We start from the raw sequence: 22,880 nt of genomic DNA, 5'->3' as shown, positions 1-22,880 counted from the left end.
CAAACCCCATAAAAAATCAGCCCGTATTACAGGGGATGTTATGGGTAAATACCACCCTCACGGAGACTCGTCTATTTATGAGGCTATGGTTCGTATGGCCCAGTGGTGGAGCTATCGTTACATGCTCGTTGATGGGCATGGAAACTTTGGTTCTATGGACGGGGATGGTGCTGCCGCCCAGCGTTATACTGAGGCACGGATGAGCAAGATTGCTCTGGAAATGCTTCGCGATATCAATAAAAACACGGTTGATTTCGTAGACAACTACGACGCCAATGAGCGTGAACCCTTGGTCTTGCCAGCTCGTTTTCCAAACCTTTTGGTCAATGGGGCAACTGGGATTGCCGTAGGGATGGCAACCAACATTCCTCCTCACAACCTAGGTGAAACGATTGATGCCGTTAAGCTAGTTATGGACAATCCAGATGTGACTACTAAGGACTTGATGGAAGTCTTGCCTGGTCCAGATTTTCCAACTGGTGCCCTTGTTATGGGGAAATCAGGTATTCATAAGGCCTACGAAACTGGTAAAGGTTCCATTGTCCTTCGTTCTCGTACTGAAATCGAAGAAACTAAAACTGGCCGTGAACGAATTGTTGTAACGGAATTTCCTTACATGGTCAACAAAACCAAGGTCCATGAGCATATTGTTCGTTTGGTTCAGGAAAAACGAATTGAGGGCATTACAGCAGTACGAGATGAATCTAACCGTGAAGGGGTTCGTTTCGTGATCGAGGTTAAACGCGACGCGTCTGCCAACGTTATCCTTAACAACCTCTTCAAGATGACCCAGATGCAAACCAATTTTGGTTTCAACATGTTGGCGATTCAAAATGGCGTGCCAAAAATCTTGTCCCTTCGTCAAATTTTGGATGCTTATATCGAGCACCAAAAAGAAGTGGTTGTTCGCCGTACTCGTTTTGACAAGGAAAAGGCAGAAGCGCGTGCGCACATCTTAGAAGGTCTTTTAATTGCACTTGACCATATCGACGAAGTGATTCGTATCATTCGTGCCAGTGAAACAGATGCGGAAGCGCAAGCTGAGTTGATGAGCAAGTTCAAGCTTTCTGAACGTCAAAGTCAAGCTATCCTTGATATGCGTCTTCGTCGTTTGACAGGATTGGAACGTGATAAGATTCAGTCTGAATATGATGAATTAATTGCCTTGATTGCAGATTTGGCTGATATTCTTGCCAAACCTGAGCGCGTGGCGCAAATCATCAAAGAGGAATTGGACGAAGTCAAACGCAAGTTTGGTGACAAGCGTCGTACGGAGTTGATGATCGGAGAAGTCTTAACTCTTGAAGATGAAGATTTGATTGAAGAAACGGATGTCTTGATTACCCTATCTAACAAGGGCTATATCAAACGTTTGGACCAAGGTGAGTTTACTGCTCAAAAACGTGGTGGCCGTGGAGTTCAAGGTACGGGGGTTAAGGATGATGACTTTGTGCGTGAGTTGGTTTCAACCAGTACCCATGATCATTTGCTCTTCTTTACCAATAAAGGACGCGTATATCGACTGAAAGGTTATGAAATTCCTGAATACGGTCGTACCGCTAAGGGCTTGCCAGTTGTCAATCTTTTGAAGTTGGACGAAGGTGAGAGTATTCAGACCATCATCAACGTTGAGTCTGAACGTAGCGATGACGCCTATCTCTTCTTTACAACTCGTCACGGTATTGTGAAGAGAACTAGTGTTAAAGAGTTCGCTAATATTCGTCAAAATGGACTGAAAGCCTTGAATCTCAAGGATGAAGACGAATTGATTAATGTCTTGCTGACAGAAGAAGATACGGATATTATCATTGGTACCAAGTTTGGTTATGCTGTTCGCTTTAATCAATCAGCTGTTCGTGGCATGAGCCGTATCGCGACAGGTGTCCGAGGAGTCAATCTTCGTGAGGGTGACACAGTAGTTGGTGCTAGCGTGATTACAAACCAAGACGAAGTTCTTATCATCACTGAAAAAGGATATGGTAAACGTACACTTGCTACTGAATATCCTACTAAAGGCCGTGGTGGTAAAGGGATGAAGACAGCCAATGTTGCTGAGAAGAATGGTCCTCTGGCAGGTCTTCTCACTGTTAAAGGAGATGAAGACCTGATGATTATCACAGATACAGGTGTCATGATCCGTACAAACGTTGCCAATATTTCACAAACAGGACGCTCAACTATGGGAGTTAAGGTGATGCGTCTAGATCAGGATGCTAAGATTGTGACCTTTACAACGGTTGCTGCGGCAGAAAAAGAAGAAGTTGGGACTGAAATTGAAACAGAAGGTGAAGCATAATGTCTCATAAAAAAACGAAAAATAAAAAGAGTAAGAAAAACAAGCGCAGAAATCTATTTATCAATATTTTAGCGGGTTTCTTAATTCTTTTATCGCTAGCTTTAATTTTTAATTCAAAGATTCGTGATATCTTTTTGGTCTGGAATACCAATAAATACCAAGTCAATCAAGTAACTAAGGAAAATATAGATGAAAATCTAAAAACCGAAGGAAATTTTGATTTTGACTCTGTTAAGTCTATTTCATCCGAAGCTGTATTGGCTTCACAATGGGATGCTCAGAAACTTCCTGTTATTGGAGGTATTGCTATTCCTGAAGTAGAGATTAACCTTCCTATTTTCAAAGGTTTGGACAATGTAAACTTGTTCTACGGAGCAGGGACCATGAAACCTGATCAAAAAATGGGAGAAGGGAACTATTCTCTAGCCAGTCACCATATCTTTACTGCTGAAAATGCCAGTCAAATGCTCTTCTCTCCTTTGGTCAATGCCAAAGCAGGTATGAAAATTTACCTGACGGATAAGGATAAAGTTTATACTTATGAGATTACAGAAGTTAAACGTGTTACACCAGACCGTGTAGATGAAATCGAGGATCGTGATGGCGTAAAGGAGATTACTTTGGTTACCTGTGTTGATTATAATGCGACTGAGCGTATAATCGTCAAAGGAATCTTTAAAGAATCAAAAGCTTATTCTGAGACTTCTGAGGATATTTTGAAGGCCTTTAATCAACCGTATAGACAACGTTATTAAGAATGAATGAACCAGTGAAGTGCTATTTCACTGGTTTTTATGTTAACAAATAGGATCAAAATAGTTCTTATGAAAAAGGATAATAAGGCTTAGGATAAAGATTTTTAAGATAAATATTTTAGAATTTTACAGAAAACGCTTTCGAGAAAACAAGAATTATGTTATAATTATCACAAATAAAAGTTTAGGAGTTTTTTATGGTCTCTTCAGAATTTATCTCAAAGATTGAATTTGCTTGCAAGAAGAAAGAAAGTCTTTATAGCCAAAGCAAGTTTAAGTATGCGATTCGTTCCATGTTTGCAGGTGCTTTTATGACATTTAGTACGGCTGCAGGCGCAGTTGGGGCTGACTTGATTAATAAGATCGCTCCAGGTAGTGGACGTTTTCTCTTCCCATTTGTTTTTGCTTGGGGATTGGCCTACATTGTTTTCTTGAATGCTGAGCTGGTAACTTCAAATATGATGTTTTTGACAGCTGGTAGTTTCTTGAAAAAAATCTCATGGAGAAAAACAGCTGAGATTTTACTTTACTGTACCTTCTTCAACCTCATCGGAGCTTTGATAGCAGGTTGGGGCTTTGCACACTCAGCAGCCTATGCAAATCTAACACATGATAGCTTCATTTCAGGAGTTGTAGAGATGAAGTTAGGTCGTTCCAATGAGCTAGTCTTGCTTGAAGGTATTTTAGCCAATATCTTTGTAAACATTGCCATTCTTTCATTCGTTTTGGTGAAAGACGGTGGAGCCAAACTATGGCTTGTCTTATCAGCAATTTACATGTTTGTATTCTTAACAAACGAACACATTGCTGCGAACTTTGCTTCTTTTGCGATTGTTAAGTTCAGTGTAGCAGCAGATTCAATTGCTAACTTTGACATACCTAATATTCTTCGTCACTGGGGTGTAACCTTTGTCGGGAACTTTATCGGAGGAGGTCTCTTGATGGGCTTACCATACGCTTTCCTCAATAAAAACGAAGATACTTATGTCGATTAAAGAAATGAGCACGAGTTAATCGTGCTTTTTTGTTTGATGTGTAGGACTAGTCATAGTTGTTCCTTATATCAAAATATAGAAAAACTGTATTGGAAAAGACTGGTACAAGATGATACAATATCCCTAATGAAGCTATTTGGAGGTCGTCTTATGACTCGTGATTTTAAATTTGAAACCCTACAATTACATGCTGGGCAAGTCGTTGATCCAGCGACCAAGTCTCGTGCAGTACCGATTTATCAAACAACATCCTTCGTTTTTGATGACACGCAGGAAGGTGCAGATCTGTTTGCATTGAGAAAACCAGGGAATATCTATACCCGTATCACAAATCCCACAACAGCAGCCTTTGAGGAAAGAATCGCTGCTCTTGAAGGTGGTGTTGGAGCACTAGCGACAGCATCAGGTATGGCTGCTGTAACCTACACTATTTTGGCGCTTGCTCACGCTGGTGACCATGTGGTGGCAGCGTCAACTATTTACGGTGGTACTTTCAATCTCTTGAAAGAAACCCTTCCTCGTTATGGAATCACAACTACCTTTGTAGATGTGGATAATTTGGAGGAAGTTGAAGCAGCTATCGGTGACAATACCAAACTAGTCTTGATTGAAACCTTGGGGAATCCCTTGATTAACATTCCTGACTTGGAAAAATTGGCTGAGATTGCGCATAAACACAAGATTCCTCTCGTTTCAGACAACACCTTTGCCACACCATATTTGATTAACGTTTTCTCTCACGGTGTAGATATTTCCATTCACTCAGCAACTAAGTTTATCGGTGGACATGGTACGACTATTGGCGGTGTCATCGTGGACAGCGGTCGTTTTGATTGGGAAGCATCAGGAAAATTCCCTCAATTTGTTGAGGAAGACCCAAGCTACCATAACTTGAGCTATACTCGTGACGTGGGTGCTGCAGCCTTTATTATCGCTGTTCGTGTTCAATTGCTTCGTGATACAGGTGCTGCCTTGTCACCATTTAATGCCTTTCTCTTGCTCCAAGGGCTTGAAACTCTCTCTCTTCGTGTCGAACGCCATGTGCAAAATGCAGAGAAAATCGTTGATTTCCTTGTTAACCATCCTAAGGTTGAGAAAGTAAATTATCCAAAACTAGCTGATAGTCCTTACCATGCTTTGGCTGAGAAATACTTGCCGAAAGGTGTGGGTTCAATCTTTACCTTCCATGTCAAAGGTGGAGAAGCAGAAGCCCGCAAGGTGATTGACAATCTGGAAATCTTCTCTAACCTAGCAAACGTTGCAGATGCCAAGTCCCTTGTGGTCCATCCAGCCACAACAACTCATGGACAGTTGTCTGAAAAGGACCTAGAAACTGCAGGTATAACACCAAACCAAATCCGCTTGTCGATTGGTCTTGAAAATATAGATGATTTAATTGAAGACTTGCGCTTGGCCTTGGAAAAAGTTTAAAAAAGACGGATAAACAGTGGGTTTCGACTCACTGTTTTTGATTTTCCCTCAGGCATGATATAATGGTTACAGAAGTCTAGAAAGAGGAAAGTTATGAACGAAATCAAATGTCCCAACTGTGGGGAAGTCTTTACAGTAAATGAAAGTCAGTATGCCGAACTTTTATCCCAAGTGAGAACGGCTGAGTTTGATAAGGAATTGCACGATCGAATGAAGCAGGAGCTGGCCTTGGCTGAACAAAAGGCTATGAATGAGCAACAGTCTAAACTGGCTCAGAAGGACCAAGAAATTGCGCAATTGCAGAGTCAAATCCAAAACTTTGATACAGAAAAAGAATTAGCTAAGAAAGAAGTTGAACAGACAAGCCACGAGGCTTTATTGGCCAAGGACAAGGAAGTGCAGGCCTTGGAAAGCCAATTGGCCACCTTGCGTTTGGAGCATGAAAATCAACTGCAAAAGACCCTTTCTGACCTTGAAAAAGAGCGTGATCAGGTCAAAAATCAGCTCCTCTTGCAAGAAAAAGAAAATGAGTTGTCTTTGGCTTCTGTTAAGCAAAATTACGAAGCTCAGCTCAAGGCAGCCAGTGAACAAGTTGAGTTTTATAAGAATTTCAAAGCCCAACAATCTACAAAAGCTATCGGGGAAAGTCTGGAACAGTATGCGGAGAGTGAGTTCAATAAGGTTCGCAGTTTTGCCTTTCCAAATTCCTACTTTGAGAAGGATAACAAGGTCTCTGCACGTGGGTCTAAGGGGGATTTTATCTTCCGTGAATGTGATGAAAATGGAGTGGAAATTATTTCCATCATGTTTGAAATGAAAAACGAAGCGGATGGGACGGAGAAGAAGCATAAGAATGCAGATTTTTACAAGGAATTGGACAAGGATCGTCGGGAAAAGAACTGCGAGTATGCGGTTTTAGTGACCATGTTAGAAGCAGATAACGATTACTTTAACACGGGTATCGTGGATGTCAGTCATGAGTATGAAAAGATGTATGTGGTTCGTCCTCAGTTCTTTATCCAGTTGATTGGTATTTTGCGAAATGCGGCGCTTAATTCTTTGAAATATAAGCAAGAGTTGGCCTTGGTTCGAGAGCAGAATATCGATATTACGCATTTTGAAGAAGACTTGGATGCTTTCAAAGTGGCTTTTGCCAAAAACTACAACTCTGCTTCGACCAACTTTGGTAAAGCAATCGATGAAATCGACAAGGCCATCAAACGGATGGAAGAGATCAAGAAATTCTTAACCACATCCGAAAACCAACTCCGCCTCGCTAATAACAAATTGGAAGAAGTTTCAGTAAAAAAATTGACTCGGAAGAATCCAACAATGAAAGCCAAGTTTGATGCGCTGAAGGAGAAATAAGATTATCTTAAAAACAGGAGTTCCTATGAAAAAAACTTTGAAATTTTCGGATATCTATATTGCATATTTACCATTAGTTGTATTTTTTCTTAATCTCCTATATGGTCTTTTAAATATTGAAGGCGTAGGTGATACTGACTCAAGATATAGTTTATTATTTGCTATTTTTGGATTGATTCCAACTATATTCGGTTATGGAATTAGTTTTTTGGCTAATCTTCTGGTGGGTATATCTTATGTGCGAAAAGCAAAAAATGAATCGAAACGCATCATTGCATTCCTATTGGTTGGAAATATTTTTTTAGCAATTTTTCTGATATTTTTGCTAAGATTTAAAATGATCGTTTCCTTTGACTTTATAAAAGATATTGACCTTTGGAGTTTCATTTTTTCATTATTTCTATTTCCATATTTAGATTGGATTTATCAAAAGGAAGACTACAATCCAAAAATAAGTCGCAAGTTACTTATTCTATTTTTGATTGGTATTTTTTCTCCATTTGTAGGAAGTAGAATTCAAATCCACTTTAGAAATAATGCTAAAGTTCAACAATTAAAAGAGTTTTATTCTTCTAGGGGAATGAATTTTGATGTCGCTCTTAAAAGCGTAGAAATAGATAGCAACGTTTCAGATATTAGTATTTTTGAAGTATCGGATAATGGGATAACGATTCAAGTAGGTGCTAAGTACATTCGTCAAAAATTAACAGAGGTCAGTTTCATTAATGAGAATTATGGTCTTAAAGAATTCTTGAAGCTTTCTGTATCAAGCCAAGAAGCGCAGACAGTTCTGAATGATTTTAAATCGGCTGTAGAAAGTGCAATACAAAAGAAAGGATATGATTTAGTAGTTATTGATGATAAAGAACAGCCATTAGCTAGCCCTGGTTTTAAAATATCAAGTTCATATAGGTTAACTCCTTTTCTAGTAGAAAAAGCTATTCGAAATCAAAATTCATCAAGTAAAGAAAATCAAGCTTTTAGAGGATATGCGACTCTTTCTATTAAAGACTTTATGAAGGAGGGTGCTGTTTGGTTGCATTTATCACTTAGTAAAAGCAATCTATTGGAACTAGGAGATATTGATTTTTCAAGCCTTCCAGATGGATATTACAACATAAATACTGACTCCTTTTCGGTTGTTAATGGAAAGTATAAGCGGCTTGAAAATGATGATAATTTTGAATATATTTTACCAATTGAGTCGGGTAAACTATTTTACTCTGAGGATTTATATGATATTAAAAAAATTGATTTAAACAATGAGGAATAGAAGTGAAAGGGAAATTAGAAAGCAAAAATGAACGGTATTATCAACTTAAAAAAAGAAGCGGGGATGACCTCGCATGACGCGGTTTTTAAACTGCGTAAGATTTTGGGAACTAAGAAAATCGGTCATGGTGGGACGCTGGATCCGGATGTGGTGGGTGTTTTACCTATTGCGGTGGGCAAGGCGACACGTATGGTCGAGTTCATGCAGGATGAGGGCAAGGTCTATGAGGGGGAAATCACTCTCGGCTATTCAACAACGACCGAGGATGCTAGTGGGGAAGTGGTTGCTGAGACACCTGTTTTGTCGCCCTTGGATGAAACCATTGTCGATGAAGCGATTGCCAGTCTGACTGGGCCTATTACTCAGATTCCACCTATGTATTCGGCTGTTAAGGTCAATGGTCGCAAGCTCTATGAGTATGCGCGTGCTGGTCAGGAAGTAGAGCGTCCAGAACGCCTGGTAACCATTTATCAATTTGAGCGGACAAGTCCGATTTCTTATGAGAGTCATCTTGCACGCTTTACTTTTCGTGTAAAATGCAGTAAAGGGACTTACATCCGTACCTTATCAGTTGACTTGGGAGAGAAGCTTGGTTATGCGGCCCATATGTCCCATCTGACTCGAACCAGTGCTGCAGGTTTACAACTTGAAGATGCTCTTACCTTGGACGAAATTGCTGCAAAAGTGGAGGCTGGTCAGTTGGACTTTCTCCATCCTCTAGAGATTGGAACGGGGGATCTTGTTAAAGTTACCCTAACTCCAGAACAAGCTACAGAAATTCGCTTTGGTCGTTTTATTGAGCTTGATCAGTCAGATAAGGAATTAGCTGCCTTTGAAGGAGATACATTGCTAGCCATTCTAGAAAAACGAGATAATTTCTACAAACCAAGAAAGGTTTTTGGCTAGTCTAACTGGAGTGTGGGGATGGATTTGTTTCCCCTAGACTATCCAAATCAGACTATAAATTTTGCAAAAAATGTGATAGAATAGACCACGGATAAAAAAACGGAGGATAGCATGCAAAATAGACCAATCATTATCGGAGTGACAGGTGGTTCTGGTGGAGGAAAAACAAGTGTTTCAAGAGCCATTTTATCGCACTTTCCTGATGAAAAGATTTCCATGATTGAGCATGATTCATACTACAAGGATCAGTCTCACCTGACTTTTGAAGAGCGTGTCAAAACCAACTACGACCATCCATTTGCCTTTGATACAGACTTGATGATTGAGCAGATTAAGGAATTGTTGGCAGGGCGCCCAGTGGACATACCAACTTATGACTATACAGCGCATACACGGAGTAGCAAGACCTATCGTCAGGAGCCTCAGGATGTCTTTATCGTTGAGGGGATTCTAGTCTTGGAGGACAAGCGTCTGCGCGATTTGATGGATATCAAGATTTTTGTGGATACAGATGATGATGTGCGCATTATTCGTCGAATCAAGCGTGATATGGAGGAGCGTGGCCGTAGTCTAGATAGCGTTATTGACCAATATCTGGGTGTGGTCAAACCCATGTACCACCAGTTTATCGAGCCAACCAAGCGTTATGCTGATATCGTCATTCCTGAAGGGGTCAGCAATACAGTTGCTATCGACCTTTTGACCACCAAGATTGCAAAGATTTTGGAAGAAGCGCGAAACAGTAAATAATCAGATGAGGAGGCCTAGCCTCCTTTTTCTATTTTTCCTTTAGTTTCAGTAGGAAAAAGGTGATTTTTAAGCATGTTTTTGGTATAATAATACTCATGGAAAAGCAAGAAAATGAATAGTAGGTGGAGATGGAAAAGTATTTATCGGTAACAACTTTGACCAAGTATCTGAAAATGAAATTCGATAAAGACCCTTACTTGGAACGGGTCTATTTAACTGGTCAAGTTTCCAACTTTCGTAAACGACCTACGCACCAATATTTCTCCCTAAAAGATGACCATGCAGTCATTCAAGCGACCATCTGGTCAGGGATCTATCAGAAATTAGGTTTCGACCTCGAAGAAGGGATGAAAATCAATGTGATTGGGCGAGTTCAGGTTTATGAACCGAGCGGGAGCTATTCTATCATCATTGAGAAGGCTGAACCTGATGGAGTTGGTGCGCTTGCGATTCAGTTTGAACAACTCAAGAAAAAATTGACAGAAGAAGGCCTGTTTCAAGAACGTTTCAAGCAACCTCTTCCCCAGTTTTCTAAGCGAATTGGTGTAGTAACCAGTCGCAGTGGAGCCGTTATTCGAGATATTATCACGACCGTCAGCAGGCGATTCCCAGGTGTTGATATCCTTCTCTATCCGACCAAGGTACAAGGTGATGGAGCAGCGGAGGAAATTGCTCGAAATATTGCGCGTGCCAATCAACGTGAGGACCTAGATGTTCTCATCATTGGTCGTGGTGGGGGTTCCATCGAGGATCTCTGGGCTTTTAACGAAGAGATCGTGGTAAGGGCTATTTTTGAATCCCGTTTACCCATCATCTCTAGTGTTGGTCATGAGACGGATGTGACCTTGGCGGATTTTGTGGCAGATAGACGGGCTGCGACGCCAACAGCTGCTGCTGAACTGGCAACGCCTGTGACCAAGTTGGATGTATTAGCTCATTTGCAAAACCAAGAAAAGCGGATGGCAACAGCAGTTCAGAATGTCCTGTCAAGAAAAAAAGAAGCTCTGAAAAAATGCAGTCAGTCAGTCATCTTTAGACAACCAGAGCGCTTGTATGATGGTTATTTGCAACGGTTAGATCAACTGCAACTGAGATTAAAACAAAGTTTGCGCACACAGATTTCCGATAACAAACAACTAGTACAAGCAAGGACACATCAACTGGTGCAATTATCACCTGTGACCAAAATCCAACGCTATCAAGACCGCCTAGGTCAGTTGGATAAGCTCCTACGTAGCCAAATGGCGCTTGTTTATGATACCAAGGTTGCTGAAGTCAAGCGACTTTCAGAAGCTTTGTTGATGTTGGATACCAGTCGAATCGTGGCGCGTGGTTATGCAATTGTCAAAAAAGAAGAGTCCGTAGTCGATTCTGTTGAGATGTTGAATAAAAAAGACCAAGTGACGCTTTTGATGCGAGATGGTCAAGTAGAATTAGAGGTTAAAGATGTCAAAACAAAAGAAATTTGAGGAAAATCTAGCAGAACTGGAAACCATTGTCCAAAGTTTGGAAAATGGTGAAATTGCTTTGGAAGATGCGATTGCGACCTTTCAAAAGGGCATGGTCTTGTCAAAAGAGCTCCAAGCGACACTGGACAAGGCTGAAAAGACCTTGGTTAAGGTCATGCAAGAAGACGGAACAGAAAGTGATTTTGAATGAAGAAGCAAGAAAAATTAGCTCTTGTTGAATCGGCTTTGGAAGATTTTTATGGAGACCAGCAGTTTGCTTCTAGTCTACGAGAGTCCGTTCTCTATTCCATTCATGCTGGTGGCAAGCGTATTCGACCTTTTCTCTTGTTAGAGGTTTTGGAAGCCTTGCATGTTGCTATTAGACCAGCACACGCGCAGGTGGCTGCGGCTTTGGAAATGATTCATACAGGGAGCTTGATTCACGATGATCTTCCTGCCATGGATGATGACGATTATCGTCGAGGGCGTTTGACAAATCACAAGAAATTTGGCGAAGCGATGGCAATATTGGCAGGTGATGCCTTGTTCCTAGATCCCTATGCCTTAATAGCGCAGGCGGATTTGCCAAGTCAGATCAAGGTGGACCTGATTGCCAACTTATCCCTTGCTTCAGGAAGTCTGGGCATGGTGGCAGGGCAGGTTCTGGACATGGAGGGTGAACATCAGCACTTGTCCTTGGAAGAGCTCCAGACAATTCATGCCAATAAAACAGGCAAATTACTAGCCTATCCTTTCCAAGCAGTAGCTATCATAGCAGAATTAGCACCAGAGTTACAAGCAAAACTGAAAACGGTTGGTGAATTGATTGGACTGGCTTTTCAAGTCAGAGATGATGTGCTGGATGTGACCGCTAGTTTTGAGGAAATCGGCAAGACACCACAAAAGGATTTGCAGGCAGAAAAGTCGACCTACCCAGCCTTGTTGGGCTTGGAAGGGGCTATTGCCTTTTGTAACCAAACTCTGGATCAAGCCGAGGCTAAATTAGAAGAAATTGCCCAGCAGGTTCCCTTTGAAACAGAATCGATTGTGAAAGTAGTAGAAAGTTTGAGAATCAATGGCTAAGGAAAGAGTGGATGTACTAGCTTATAAACAGGGCTTGTTTGAAACGCGAGAACAGGCCAAGCGCGGTGTCATGGCTGGACTAGTCGTAGCAGTCCTTAATGGAGAACGCTTTGACAAGCCAGGAGAGAAAATCCCAGATGATACTGAACTAAAACTCAAGGGTGAAAAACTCAAGTATGTCAGTCGAGGTGGTCTAAAACTAGAGAAGGCCTTGGAGGTCTTTGATTTGTCAGTCGAGGGAGCGACAACGATTGATATTGGGGCCTCCACTGGAGGATTTACTGACGTTATGTTGCAAAATGGTGCTGAGTTAGTCTTTGCAGTCGATGTTGGCACCAATCAGTTGGCTTGGAAATTACGTCAAGACCCACGGGTTGTCAGCATGGAGCAGTTTAATTTTCGTTATGCTGAAAAGACTGATTTCGAAAGGGAACCGAGCTTTGCCAGTATTGATGTGAGTTTCATTTCCTTAAGTTTGATTTTACCAGCCTTGCACCGCGTCTTGGCTGATCAAGGTCAAATTGTAGCTCTTGTTAAGCCCCAGTTTGAAGCAGGTCGTGAGCAGATTGGAAAGAATGGAATTATTCGAGATGCCAAGGTTCATCAAACTGTCCTTGAAGCTTTCACTGCTATGGCAGTTGAACAAGGGTTTTCAGTGCTTGGATTAGACTATTCACCAATCCAAGGTGGACATGGAAATATCGAATTTCTGGCATATTTGAAAAAGGAAGAGGGAGCAAGTAACCAAGTTGCTCCTGAAATAGAAAAAGTTGTAGAGAGAGCACATAGAGAATTTAAAGATGAATAAAAAAGAGAGACTTGAAAAAATTAGAAGATTTGTTACGGATTATCAGATCGGGACTCAGGAAGAAATCGTTGAGCATTTGAAGGAAGCAGGTATTTCTGCTACGCAAGCCACTGTCTCAAGAGACATCAAGGAGCTTGGGATTGTTAAAATTCCTTTGAAGAACAACACCTATATCTATGAGTTGCCAAAATCAATCGTCAAAAGTTTGCAGTTGGCTGAGGACAATATTGTGAGTTCTGAGTTAATGGGAAATATGATCAACCTTGCTGTCATTCCTGGAAATACTATTTTTGTGAAGAGTCAGTTGGTTGAAGCATTTTCTGAACAGATTTTTAGCTGTCTAGCTGATGATGATTCTATCTTAATTGTAGCTAGAACAGCAGAGGCAGCTGAGGAAATTGTTGAACAAGTCAAAAAATGGTAGGTCAGTATGTTACTTGAAATTTCGATAAAAAACTTTGCCATTATTGAGGCGATTTCACTCAATTTTGAAAAGGGTATGACTGTTTTGACCGGGGAAACGGGTGCTGGAAAGTCTATCATTATCGACGCTATGAATCTCATGTTGGGGGCTCGTGCAACGACAGACGTTATTCGTCACGGTGCGCCAAAAGCAGAGATTGAGGGGCTTTTCTCAGTTGAAAATAGTCGCCTTTTACAGGAACTTTTTGATGAGCAAGGTTTGGAAATGGGTGATGAAATTATCATCCGGCGTGAAATTCTGCAAAATGGTCGTAGTGTTAGTCGCGTGAATGGCCAGATGGTCAATCTTTCTGTCTTGCGTGCTATTGGGCAACACCTTGTGGATATCCATGGTCAGCATGACCAAGAGGAGTTAATGCGTCCACAACTTCATATCCAAATGTTGGATGAGTTTGGTGATGCTGCTTTCTTGGACTTGAAGGAGACCTATCAGACGAGCTTTGATGCCTATCGTAAAATGCGCAAGCAGGTTTTGGAAGTCAAGAAAAACCAGCAGGAACATAAGGCTCGTATTGAGATGTTGGAATTTCAAATGGCGGAGATTGAGGCAGCGAACTTACATGCTGGTGAAGACTTGGCTCTCAACCAAGAACGAGATAAACTCCTCAATCATAAGAATATTGCGGATACGCTAACCAATGCCTACAGTATGTTGGACAATGAGGAATTCTCCAGTCTTGCTAATGTCCGTTCAGCTATGAATGACATGGAAAGTGTTGAAGAATACGACCCTGAATACCGTGAAATTTCAAGTTCTCTATCAGAAACCTACTATGTTTTAGAAGATATCACCAAGCGTTTGGAAGATATTATTGAGGACTTAGATTTTGATGGCAATCGCCTCATGCAGGTTGAGAATCGCTTAGATCTTCTGAATACTATTACCCGCAAGTATGGTGGAACTGTGGACGACGTTTTGCTTTATTTTGCCAAGATTACAGAAGAGTACAATCTCTTGACAGGTAATAATCTTTCTTCCGAAGACATGGAAGCAGAGCTCAAGAAATTGGAAGTTAATCTTGTCGATTTGGCAGGGCAGCTTGCATCTGCTCGTCATGATTTGGCCCAGCAGCTCGAAGCTGAGATTAAGCAAGAACTGCAGGATCTCTATATGGAGAAGGCACAATTTCAGGTTCGCTTTAGTAAGAGTAAGTTCAGCCGTGAGGGGAATGAAACGGTCGAGTTTTACATTTCTACTAACCCGGGTGAGGACTTTAAACCCTTGGTCAAAGTTGCGTCTGGTGGGGAATTATCCCGTCTCATGTTGGCTATCAAGTCTGCCTTTTCTCGTAAGGAAGGCAAGACCAGTATTGTCTTTGATGAGGTGGATACGGGAGTTTCAGGTCGTGTAGCCCAGGCCATTGCTCAAAAAATTCATAAGATTGGCCAGCATGGTCAGGTTCTTGCTATCTCTCACCTTCCACAAGTGATTGCCATCGCGGATTATCAATTCTTTATTGAGAAGATTAGCGATGAGCACTCAACGGTGTCGACGGTTCGCCTTTTGACTTTAGAAGAGCGAGTAGAGGAAGTAGCTAAGATGTTGGCTGGGGAAAATGTAACTGAAGCTGCCCTTACCCAAGCCAGAGAATTATTGCAAACGAGGATGAAATAAATGACAGACTATTATGTAATTGGAGATGTCCATGGAAAAGCAGGTATGCTGGAAGATCTTCTCAAAACATGGGATGGTCAAACTCAGTTGCTCTTTCTAGGGGATTTGATTGACCGTGGTGAAGACAGTCGCCGTGTTCTAGAGATGGTCAAAGACTTGGTCGACAATCAAGGAGCTATTTGTTTATCAGGTAATCATGAGTATATGTTTCTGACTTGGCTCGATGACCCAGAAGAAAGCTATGACCATTATCGTCGCAATGGTGGTGATACAACCATTAACTCAATTTTAGGTCGTCCCTTGGATGCACCAGTTGATGGCGTAGAAGATGCCAAACGGGTTGCGACAGAAGCAGCAGACTTGGTCGAATTTATTCGTCAAATGCCATTTGTAGTAGAGACAGACAAGTATATCTTTGTTCATGCGGGTATTGATTTAACTTTGGATGATTGGCATGAAACCACAGATTACAAGAAAGTCTGGCTCAGAAAACCATTCCACGAAGCCGAAAATCATACTGGGAAAACCATTGTCTTTGGGCATACACCAGTTTATGGCTTACTGAAGCAAGACCGAGGTACAGCTGAGCTTTGGATAACAGAGGATGGCAAGATTGGCATGGATGGAGGAGCTGTCTATGGTGGTGTCCTTCATGGAATCGTCTTTACAGACCAAGGAATGACAGAACACCACTTTATCGAAAATGATGGTTTTGTTGCCGAAGATTAGTACTCCTAGCAGGGTATGGTCTTGTCAAAATGTTAAAAACAATTTATAATTAATAGATACCCTGAAAGGAAGAGCATCATGAACTTAGAAGAATTGAAGAAACGACAGGAGAAGATTCGGAACTTCTCTATTATCGCCCATATTGACCATGGGAAATCAACCCTAGCAGACCGCATTTTGGAAAAGACGGAGACGGTTTCTAGTCGTGAAATGCAAGCCCAACTTCTGGATAGTATGGATCTTGAGCGTGAACGTGGGATTACCATTAAACTCAATGCCATTGAGCTTAATTACACTGCGAAAGATGGTGAGACCTATATTTTCCACTTGATTGACACGCCAGGGCACGTGGACTTTACCTATGAAGTGTCGCGTTCGCTAGCTGCCTGTGAAGGAGCAATTTTGGTGGTTGATGCGGCCCAAGGGATTGAGGCGCAAACTCTTGCTAACGTTTATTTAGCCTTGGATAATGATTTGGAAATTCTGCCAGTCATTAACAAGATTGACCTTCCAGCAGCCGATCCAGAGCGTGTGCGTACAGAGATTGAGGATGTCATCGGACTGGATGCCAGCGAAGCGGTCTTGGCTTCAGCCAAAGCTGGTATTGGTATTGAAGAAATTCTTGAGCAGATTGTTGAAAAAGTGCCAGCTCCAACTGGTGATGTTTCAGCTCCATTAAAAGCCTTAATTTTTGACTCAGTTTATGATGCTTATCGCGGGGTCATCCTCCAAGTGCGTGTTATGGACGGAGTGGTTAAACCTGGCGATAAAATTCAACTCATGAGCAATGGAAAGACCTTTGATGTGACTGAGGTCGGAATTTTTACACCGAAAGCAGTTGGTCGTGATTTCCTAGCGACAGGTGACGTTGGTTATATTGCGGCTTCTATCAAGACGGTTCAAGACACTCGTGTGGGTGATACAGTTACTCTAGCAAGTAATCCTGCAGCAGAACCACTAGACGGCTACAAGCAAATGAACCCCATGGTCTTTGCAGGTCTTTATCCAATCGAGTCAAACAAGTACAATGACCTACGTGAAGCCCTAGAAAAATTGCAGCTCAACGATGCCAGCTTGCAGTTTGAGCCAGAAACATCTCAGGCTCTTGGATTTGGTTTCCGTTGTGGATTCCTTGGACTTCTCCATATGGATGTTATCCAAGAGCGTTTAGAGCGCGAGTTCAATATTGATCTCATCATGACAGCTCCGTCTGTTATCTATAAGGTTAACCAAACTGATGGTGAATCTATGGATGTGTCTAACCCCTCTGAATTTCCAGATCCAACTAAGATTGTGACCATTGAAGAACCGTATGTCAAGGCGCAAATCATGGTACCGCAGGAGTTTGTCGGAGCAGTTATGGAACTAGCTCAGCGCAAGCGTGGGGATTTTGTGACCATGGACTATATTGATGATAATCGTGTCAATGTTATCTATCAAATTCCGCTTGCTGAAATTGTCTTTGACTTCTTTGATAAGCTTAAGTCTTCGACGCGTGGTTATGCAAGCTTTGACTACGAATTGTCAGAGTACCGCCCATCTAAACTGGTCAAAATGGATATCCTTCTCAATGGGGACAAGGTGGATGCCCTCAGCTTTATCGTTCACAAGGATTTTGCCTACGAACGTGGGAAACTCATCGTGGATAAGCTCAAGAAAATCATTCCTCGTCAACAATTTGAGGTGCCGATTCAAGCAGCTATTGGACACAAGATTGTGGCTCGTACTGATATCAAGGCCCTTCGTAAGAACGTACTTGCCAAGTGTTATGGTGGTGACGTTTCTCGTAAACGCAAACTGCTTGAAAAACAAAAAGCTGGTAAGAAACGCATGAAGGCTATCGGATCAGTGGAAGTTCCACAAGAAGCTTTCCTCAGCGTCTTGAGCATGGATGAAGAATAGAAATAGAAAACTAAACTCTTGAAGATTTTTCAAGAGTTTTTGCTTTAAATGTGAGCTATTAAATCGGAAACTAACAGAATCGATCAGGTTAGAATTTGACAGAAGTCCTTATTTTTCTTATAATGCAGATGGAAAGGTGGTAGGATGAAAAAATTATTAATTTTAGGTACTGTACTTACTGTTAGTGCTTTTTTAGCTTCATGCTCCAATAAATCGCAAACAGCAACCGAAGAAAATTCGACTGCGGTTGTTAGTTCTTCTAGCAGTCAGGAAACAAGTAGCTCTAGTTCTGCTGTTTCTGAAGCGAAAAAGGAAGAGACGCAAATCATCGGCTCGAATGAGTATGGCTTTGTCAAGGTACCCAAATCATGGGTTCGATTCCATGAAGTAGAAGGTGGAAATGATATACAGTATTGTGATGGGACAGATATCAACATTGTTACGCTGAATACCTTCAAGGCTGAGCAGTTTAATATCAGCGAAGAAGAATATGCTAAACTGGATGTTGTGACTGTCTCATCTAGTATTTTAACTTCTAAAGAACAAAGCTCTGATTTCAGTAAGGTTTGGGGCTCCAAATCGACCATTGGAGGCTATGAAGCCTATGTTGTCAATGCAATTGCTAAGTCAGGGAAATACCTCGTTACCTGGGTTTTCCGATCAAATGATGGTAAAATCCGCTATGTTTCACTTGAAGGGGATGGGGAAACTTTAAAAACAATCTTACCGATGATTGAAAGTAGCTGGTCAACTACTAAATCTGAATAAATGAAAAAAGAAGATCCTTGGTCTTCTTTTTATTTTTTTACGAATAGATAGATGAGTAGAAAAAGAAATGGAGTTGTATATGAAGATCACAAACTATGAGATTTACAAATTGAGAAAAGCTGGGCTGACCAATCAACAAATTTTAACAGTTCTTGAATACGATGAGACTGTAGATCAGGAGCTCTTGCTAGGTGAGATTGCAGAAATATCGGGGTGTCGTAATCCTGCAGTCTTTATGGAACGCTATTTCCAGATAGATGATGCTCAGTTGGAGAAAGAGTTTCAGAAATTTCCATCATTCTCGATTCTTGATGACTGTTATCCTTGGGATCTGAGTGAGATTTATGATGCTCCAGTGCTCTTGTTTTATAAAGGAAATTTGGACTTGTTGAAGTTTCCAAAGGTTGCCGTTGTAGGGAGTCGTTCATGTTCTAGTCAGGGAGCAAAATCGGTTCAGAAAGTCATTCAAGGTTTGGAAAACGAGTTAATCGTGGTCAGTGGTTTGGCCAAAGGGATTGATACGGCTGCCCATATGGCTGCACTCCAGAATGGAGGAAGAACAATTGCTGTCATTGGAACAGGATTGGATGTTTTTTATCCCCGCGCCAATAAACGTTTGCAGGAACACATTGGCAATCACCATTTGGTACTTAGCGAGTACGGACCTGGTGAAGAACCCTTGAAATTTCACTTTCCAGCTCGTAATCGCATCATTGCTGGCCTTTGCCGTGGCGTTATTGTAGCAGAGGCAAGGATGCGTTCTGGTAGTCTTATCACCTGTGAGCGAGCTATGGAGGAAGGGCGTGATGTTTTTGCCATTCCAGGAAACATTTTAGATGGCCATTCAGATGGCTGTCACCACCTGATCCAAGAGGGAGCAAAGTTGATTAGCAGTGGTCAAGATGTGCTTGCTGAGTTTGAATTTTAAGGAGAAATTTGTTTCCTCAGATAAACTTTTCTTCTATATATAGGACTTAGGTCTTGACAGCTATAGAAAAATGGTTTACACTTTATAAAGTTTATTACTTTGAAAAGGTGTGATAGTGTGGCTACGGCAACAAAGAAGAAAAAATCAACAGTTAAAAAAAATCTAGTCATCGTGGAGTCGCCTGCTAAAGCGAAAACGATTGAGAAATACCTAGGCAGAAACTACAAGGTTCTAGCCAGTGTCGGGCATATCCGTGATTTGAAGAAATCCAGTATGTCAGTCGACATTGAAAATAACTATGAACCGCAGTATATCAATATCCGAGGCAAAGGCCCTCTCATCAATGATCTGAAAAAAGAAGCCAAAAAGGCTAATAAAGTCTTTCTGGCAAGTGACCCGGACCGTGAAGGAGAAGCAATTTCCTGGCATTTGGCTCACATTCTCAATTTGGACGAGAATGATGCCAACCGTGTAGTCTTTAATGAAATCACCAAGGACGCAGTAAAAAATGCCTTTAAAGAACCTCGCAAGATTGACATGGACTTGGTCGACGCCCAACAAGCTCGTCGAGTCTTAGACCGCTTGGTAGGGTATTCGATTTCGCCTATTTTGTGGAAAAAGGTCAAGAAGGGCTTATCAGCAGGACGCGTGCAGTCTGTTGCCCTTAAGCTCATTATTGACCGTGAAAATGAAATTAATGCCTTTCAACCAGAAGAATACTGGACAATTGATGGTGTCTTTAAAAAGGGAACCAAGCAATTTCAGGCTTCTTTCTATGGTATGAATGGCAAAAAGATGAAATTGACTAGCAACGAAGAAGTCAAAGAAGTCTTGTCCCATTTGACTAGCAAAGATTTCACAGTAGACCAGGTAGATAAGAAAGAACGCAAACGCAATGCGCCCCTACCTTATACGACTTCAACCATGCAGATGGATGCGGCTAACAAAATCAATTTCCGTACTCGAAAGACCATGATGGTGGCTCAACAGCTCTATGAAGGGATCAATATCGGATCAGGCGTGCAAGGTTTGATTACCTATATGCGTACAGACTCGACTCGTATCAGTCCTGTGGCTCAGAACGAAGCGGCAAACTACATTAACGACCGTTTTGGTAGCAAGTATTCCAAGCATGGTAGCAAGGTCAAGAATGCCTCAGGAGCTCAAGATGCCCACGAAGCCATTCGTCCATCTAGTGTCTTTAACACACCTGAAAGCATCGCTAAGTACTTGGACAAAGACCAGCTTAAGCTTTATACCCTTATCTGGAATCGTTTTGTGGCAAGCCAGATGACAGGCGCTATCTTTGATACCATGGCTGTTAAGCTTTCTCAAAATGGGGTTCAGTTTGCGGCAAATGGAAGCCAAGTTAAGTTTGATGGATATCTTGCTATCTACAATGACTCTGACAAGAACAAAATGTTGCCAGATATGGCTGTTGGAGATGTGGTCAAACAGGTCAATAGCAAGCCAGAACAACATTTCACCCAACCGCCAGCTCGCTATTCGGAAGCAACTCTTATCAAGACCTTGGAAGAAAATGGGGTTGGACGTCCGTCAACCTATGCTCCGACCATTGAAACTATCCAAAAACGTTACTACGTTCGTCTGGCTGCTAAACGTTTTGAACCGACAGAACTGGGAGAAATTGTCAATAAACTCATCGTTGAATACTTCCCAGATATCGTAAACGTGACCTTCACAGCTGAGATGGAAGGAAAACTGGATGATGTCGAGGTTGGAAAAGAGCAGTGGCAACGTGTTATTGACGAATTTTATAAACCATTCTCCAAAGAAGTAGCAAAGGCTGAATCCGAAATGGAAAAAATCCAGATCAAGGATGAGCCAGCTGGATTTGACTGTGAGGTTTGTGGTAGTCCGATGGTGATTAAGCTCGGTCGTTTTGGTAAATTCTATGCTTGTAGCAATTTTCCAGACTGCCGTCATACACAAGCGATTGTTAAGGAGATTGGTGTCGAGTGTCCAAGCTGTCATCAAGGACAAATCATCGAACGCAAAACCAAGCGCAATCGTATCTTCTATGGTTGCAATCGCTACCCAGAATGTGAATTTACTTCCTGGGATAAACCAATTGGACGTGATTGTCCAAAATGTAGTCACTTCCTTATGGAGAAGAAAGTCCGTGGTGGTGGCAAACAGATTGTGTGTAGTAATGGCGACTACGAAGAAGAGAAAATTAAATAACACGAAGAGTCCTGAAAATAAATTTCAGGCTCTTTTTACTTGAAGCTTGACAAATTTCCTCACTTTGTGGGAAACTAGTAGAAGATTATTTCAATTAGGAGAAGACATGCGTATTATTTACCTAAGTATTGGTTTTATTTCTTTAGCCTTGGCTCTTGTTGGGGTTGTCTTGCCCCTCTTGCCAACGACGCCCTTCCTTTTGCTATCAATTGCTTGCTTTTCCAAGTCTTCAAAGAGATTTGAAGATTGGCTTTATCACACCAAGCTCTATCAGACTTATGTAGCTGACTTTCGGGAAACCAAGTCAATAGCGCGAGAACGAAAGAAAAAAATCATCGTATCTATCTATATCTTGATGGGAATTTCTATTTATTTTGCTCCTCTTTTGCCAGTCAAAATCGGTCTGGGAGCCTTGACTATCTTTATCACCTATTATCTCTTTAAAGTCATTCCTGACAAAGAATAGATAAAAATAGTAGTTATTTGCCTTGATAAAAATGAAAGCATATTTAAAATAATATGATATAATAAATTTAAAGAAAACATCAAGGAGAATCAAATGATTTACGAATTTTGTGCTGAAAATGTGACCTTGCTAGAAAAAGCCATGCAGGCTGGAGCTCGTCGAATCGAACTTTGTGACAATCTAGCAGTGGGAGGAACAACACCTAGCTATGGAGTGACCAAGGCAGCGGTTGAACTGGCAGCTAACTACGATACGACCATTATGACTATGATTCGTCCCCGTGGTGGCGATTTTGTCTATACTGATCTTGAAATAGCAATCATGCTAGAAGACATTCGTTTGACTGCTCAAGCAGGTAGCCAAGGGGTCGTCTTTGGTGCATTAACTGCTGATAAGAAGTTGGATAAGACTAATCTTGAGAAGCTGATTGCTGCATCAAAAGGAATGGAAATTGTCTTCCACATGGCCTTTGATGAATTGAGAGAAGAAGACCAGTTGGAAGCCATTGACTGGCTCAGCCAAGCTGGTGTCACTCGTATCTTAACTCGCGCTGGAGTTTCTGGGGACTCGCTAGAGAAACGTTTTGAACACTATCACAGAATTTTGGGACATGCAAAAGGTAAAATTGAAATTTTACCAGGTGGGGGGATTGACTTGGTATAACCGTCAAA

General features: G+C 41.5%; 20 protein-coding genes and 1 pseudogene. All 21 read left to right on the top strand.

Annotated elements, in window-relative coordinates:
- On the top strand, positions 1-2,296 hold a 2,296-nt coding region (gene gyrA, locus SORDD27_RS04320; protein WP_231069291.1), incomplete at its 5' end, for a DNA gyrase subunit A.
- Positions 2,296-3,051, top strand: coding sequence for a class A sortase (locus SORDD27_RS04315; protein ID WP_000018509.1), 756 nt, complete (start codon positions 2,296-2,298; stop codon positions 3,049-3,051). The genes gyrA and SORDD27_RS04315, both read left to right, overlap by 1 nt.
- A 197-nt stretch (positions 3,052-3,248) precedes the next feature.
- Entirely contained in the window at positions 3,249-4,046 is a 798-nt protein-coding gene (locus tag SORDD27_RS04310; RefSeq protein ID WP_061427548.1) for a formate/nitrite transporter family protein, read from the top strand.
- A gap of 150 nt (positions 4,047-4,196) precedes the next feature.
- Positions 4,197-5,477 carry an O-acetylhomoserine aminocarboxypropyltransferase/cysteine synthase family protein gene (locus SORDD27_RS04305; RefSeq protein WP_061427546.1) on the top strand — a complete coding sequence of 427 codons (1,281 nt, stop codon included), beginning with the start codon at positions 4,197-4,199 and terminating at the stop codon, positions 5,475-5,477.
- 93 nt (positions 5,478-5,570) lie between these two features.
- Positions 5,571-6,845, top strand: coding sequence for a DUF2130 domain-containing protein (locus SORDD27_RS04300; RefSeq protein ID WP_061427544.1), 1,275 nt, complete (start codon positions 5,571-5,573; stop codon positions 6,843-6,845).
- Positions 6,846-6,870: 25 nt separating this feature from the next.
- Positions 6,871-8,118, top strand: coding sequence for a hypothetical protein (locus SORDD27_RS04295; protein ID WP_061427542.1), 1,248 nt, complete (start codon positions 6,871-6,873; stop codon positions 8,116-8,118).
- Between the two features lie 27 nt (positions 8,119-8,145).
- On the top strand, positions 8,146-9,024 hold the full coding sequence (gene truB / locus SORDD27_RS04290) for a tRNA pseudouridine(55) synthase TruB (protein ID WP_061427540.1): 879 nt from the start codon (positions 8,146-8,148) through the stop codon (positions 9,022-9,024).
- 111 nt (positions 9,025-9,135) lie between these two features.
- Positions 9,136-9,774 (top strand): uridine kinase, encoded by a 639-nt coding sequence (gene udk, locus SORDD27_RS04285; RefSeq protein WP_001181369.1) that lies wholly within the window; start codon positions 9,136-9,138, stop codon positions 9,772-9,774.
- 128 nt (positions 9,775-9,902) lie between these two features.
- Complete coding sequence (gene xseA / locus SORDD27_RS04280; protein ID WP_061427538.1) at positions 9,903-11,243, top strand: exodeoxyribonuclease VII large subunit; 1,341 nt, start codon at positions 9,903-9,905, stop codon at positions 11,241-11,243.
- On the top strand, positions 11,221-11,433 hold the full coding sequence (locus SORDD27_RS04275; RefSeq protein WP_061427536.1) for an exodeoxyribonuclease VII small subunit: 213 nt from the start codon (positions 11,221-11,223) through the stop codon (positions 11,431-11,433). Before xseA ends, SORDD27_RS04275 begins: the two co-directional genes overlap by 23 nt.
- The gene (locus SORDD27_RS04270; protein WP_061427534.1) at positions 11,430-12,305 is read left to right on the top strand and encodes a polyprenyl synthetase family protein; all 876 of its coding nucleotides are present in this window, start codon (positions 11,430-11,432) and stop codon (positions 12,303-12,305) included. Before SORDD27_RS04275 ends, SORDD27_RS04270 begins: the two co-directional genes overlap by 4 nt.
- Entirely contained in the window at positions 12,298-13,113 is an 816-nt protein-coding gene (locus SORDD27_RS04265; protein WP_061427532.1) for a TlyA family RNA methyltransferase, read from the top strand. Before SORDD27_RS04270 ends, SORDD27_RS04265 begins: the two co-directional genes overlap by 8 nt.
- The gene (locus tag SORDD27_RS04260; protein ID WP_001034390.1) at positions 13,106-13,537 is read left to right on the top strand and encodes an arginine repressor; all 432 of its coding nucleotides are present in this window, start codon (positions 13,106-13,108) and stop codon (positions 13,535-13,537) included. The genes SORDD27_RS04265 and SORDD27_RS04260 overlap by 8 nt, the downstream gene beginning before the upstream one ends.
- 6 nt (positions 13,538-13,543) lie before the next feature.
- Positions 13,544-15,211, top strand: coding sequence for a DNA repair protein RecN (gene recN, locus SORDD27_RS04255; RefSeq protein WP_061427531.1), 1,668 nt, complete (start codon positions 13,544-13,546; stop codon positions 15,209-15,211).
- A complete protein-coding gene (locus tag SORDD27_RS04250) occupies positions 15,212-15,940 on the top strand; it encodes a metallophosphoesterase family protein (RefSeq protein WP_061427529.1) in 729 nt (242 codons plus the stop codon).
- 78 nt (positions 15,941-16,018) lie between these two features.
- Positions 16,019-17,842, top strand: a complete 1,824-nt coding sequence (gene lepA, locus SORDD27_RS04245; RefSeq protein WP_061427527.1) for a translation elongation factor 4 — start codon at positions 16,019-16,021, stop codon at positions 17,840-17,842.
- Between the two features lie 144 nt (positions 17,843-17,986).
- Entirely contained in the window at positions 17,987-18,610 is a 624-nt protein-coding gene (locus SORDD27_RS04240) for a hypothetical protein (protein ID WP_061427525.1), read from the top strand.
- A gap of 79 nt (positions 18,611-18,689) precedes the next feature.
- On the top strand, positions 18,690-19,538 hold the full coding sequence (gene dprA, locus SORDD27_RS04235; protein ID WP_049518802.1) for a DNA-processing protein DprA: 849 nt from the start codon (positions 18,690-18,692) through the stop codon (positions 19,536-19,538).
- 117 nt (positions 19,539-19,655) lie between these two features.
- Positions 19,656-21,743 carry a type I DNA topoisomerase gene (gene topA / locus SORDD27_RS04230; RefSeq protein ID WP_061427523.1) on the top strand — a complete coding sequence of 696 codons (2,088 nt, stop codon included), beginning with the start codon at positions 19,656-19,658 and terminating at the stop codon, positions 21,741-21,743.
- Positions 21,744-21,849: 106 nt separating this feature from the next.
- Positions 21,850-22,209, top strand: coding sequence for a YbaN family protein (locus SORDD27_RS04225; protein ID WP_001220359.1), 360 nt, complete (start codon positions 21,850-21,852; stop codon positions 22,207-22,209).
- Positions 22,210-22,302: 93 nt separating this feature from the next.
- A pseudogene (locus SORDD27_RS04220) lies at positions 22,303-22,880 on the top strand (copper homeostasis protein CutC); the annotation flags it as partial.

Source organism: Streptococcus oralis, assembly GCF_001579025.1.
Classification (GTDB): domain Bacteria; phylum Bacillota; class Bacilli; order Lactobacillales; family Streptococcaceae; genus Streptococcus; species Streptococcus oralis_X.
Note: the sequence above shows the minus strand (reverse complement) of the source record. Positions and strands in the feature narration are given on the sequence as shown.

Excerpts from the sequence above, each read along its gene's own strand:
- SORDD27_RS04315 (WP_000018509.1), top strand. The coding sequence starts at position 2,296 with ATGTCTCATAAAAAAACGAAAAATAAAAAGAGTAAGAAAAACAAGCGC.
- SORDD27_RS04310 (WP_061427548.1), top strand. The coding sequence starts at position 3,249 with ATGGTCTCTTCAGAATTTATCTCAAAGATTGAATTTGCTTGCAAGAAG.
- SORDD27_RS04305 (WP_061427546.1), top strand. The coding sequence starts at position 4,197 with ATGACTCGTGATTTTAAATTTGAAACCCTACAATTACATGCTGGGCAA.
- SORDD27_RS04300 (WP_061427544.1), top strand. The coding sequence starts at position 5,571 with ATGAACGAAATCAAATGTCCCAACTGTGGGGAAGTCTTTACAGTAAAT.
- SORDD27_RS04295 (WP_061427542.1), top strand. The coding sequence starts at position 6,871 with ATGAAAAAAACTTTGAAATTTTCGGATATCTATATTGCATATTTACCA.
- truB (WP_061427540.1), top strand. The coding sequence starts at position 8,146 with ATGAACGGTATTATCAACTTAAAAAAAGAAGCGGGGATGACCTCGCAT.
- udk (WP_001181369.1), top strand. The coding sequence starts at position 9,136 with ATGCAAAATAGACCAATCATTATCGGAGTGACAGGTGGTTCTGGTGGA.
- xseA (WP_061427538.1), top strand. The coding sequence starts at position 9,903 with ATGGAAAAGTATTTATCGGTAACAACTTTGACCAAGTATCTGAAAATG.
- SORDD27_RS04275 (WP_061427536.1), top strand. The coding sequence starts at position 11,221 with ATGTCAAAACAAAAGAAATTTGAGGAAAATCTAGCAGAACTGGAAACC.
- SORDD27_RS04270 (WP_061427534.1), top strand. The coding sequence starts at position 11,430 with ATGAAGAAGCAAGAAAAATTAGCTCTTGTTGAATCGGCTTTGGAAGAT.
- SORDD27_RS04265 (WP_061427532.1), top strand. The coding sequence starts at position 12,298 with ATGGCTAAGGAAAGAGTGGATGTACTAGCTTATAAACAGGGCTTGTTT.
- SORDD27_RS04260 (WP_001034390.1), top strand. The coding sequence starts at position 13,106 with ATGAATAAAAAAGAGAGACTTGAAAAAATTAGAAGATTTGTTACGGAT.
- recN (WP_061427531.1), top strand. The coding sequence starts at position 13,544 with ATGTTACTTGAAATTTCGATAAAAAACTTTGCCATTATTGAGGCGATT.
- SORDD27_RS04250 (WP_061427529.1), top strand. The coding sequence starts at position 15,212 with ATGACAGACTATTATGTAATTGGAGATGTCCATGGAAAAGCAGGTATG.
- lepA (WP_061427527.1), top strand. The coding sequence starts at position 16,019 with ATGAACTTAGAAGAATTGAAGAAACGACAGGAGAAGATTCGGAACTTC.
- SORDD27_RS04240 (WP_061427525.1), top strand. The coding sequence starts at position 17,987 with ATGAAAAAATTATTAATTTTAGGTACTGTACTTACTGTTAGTGCTTTT.
- dprA (WP_049518802.1), top strand. The coding sequence starts at position 18,690 with ATGAAGATCACAAACTATGAGATTTACAAATTGAGAAAAGCTGGGCTG.
- SORDD27_RS04225 (WP_001220359.1), top strand. The coding sequence starts at position 21,850 with ATGCGTATTATTTACCTAAGTATTGGTTTTATTTCTTTAGCCTTGGCT.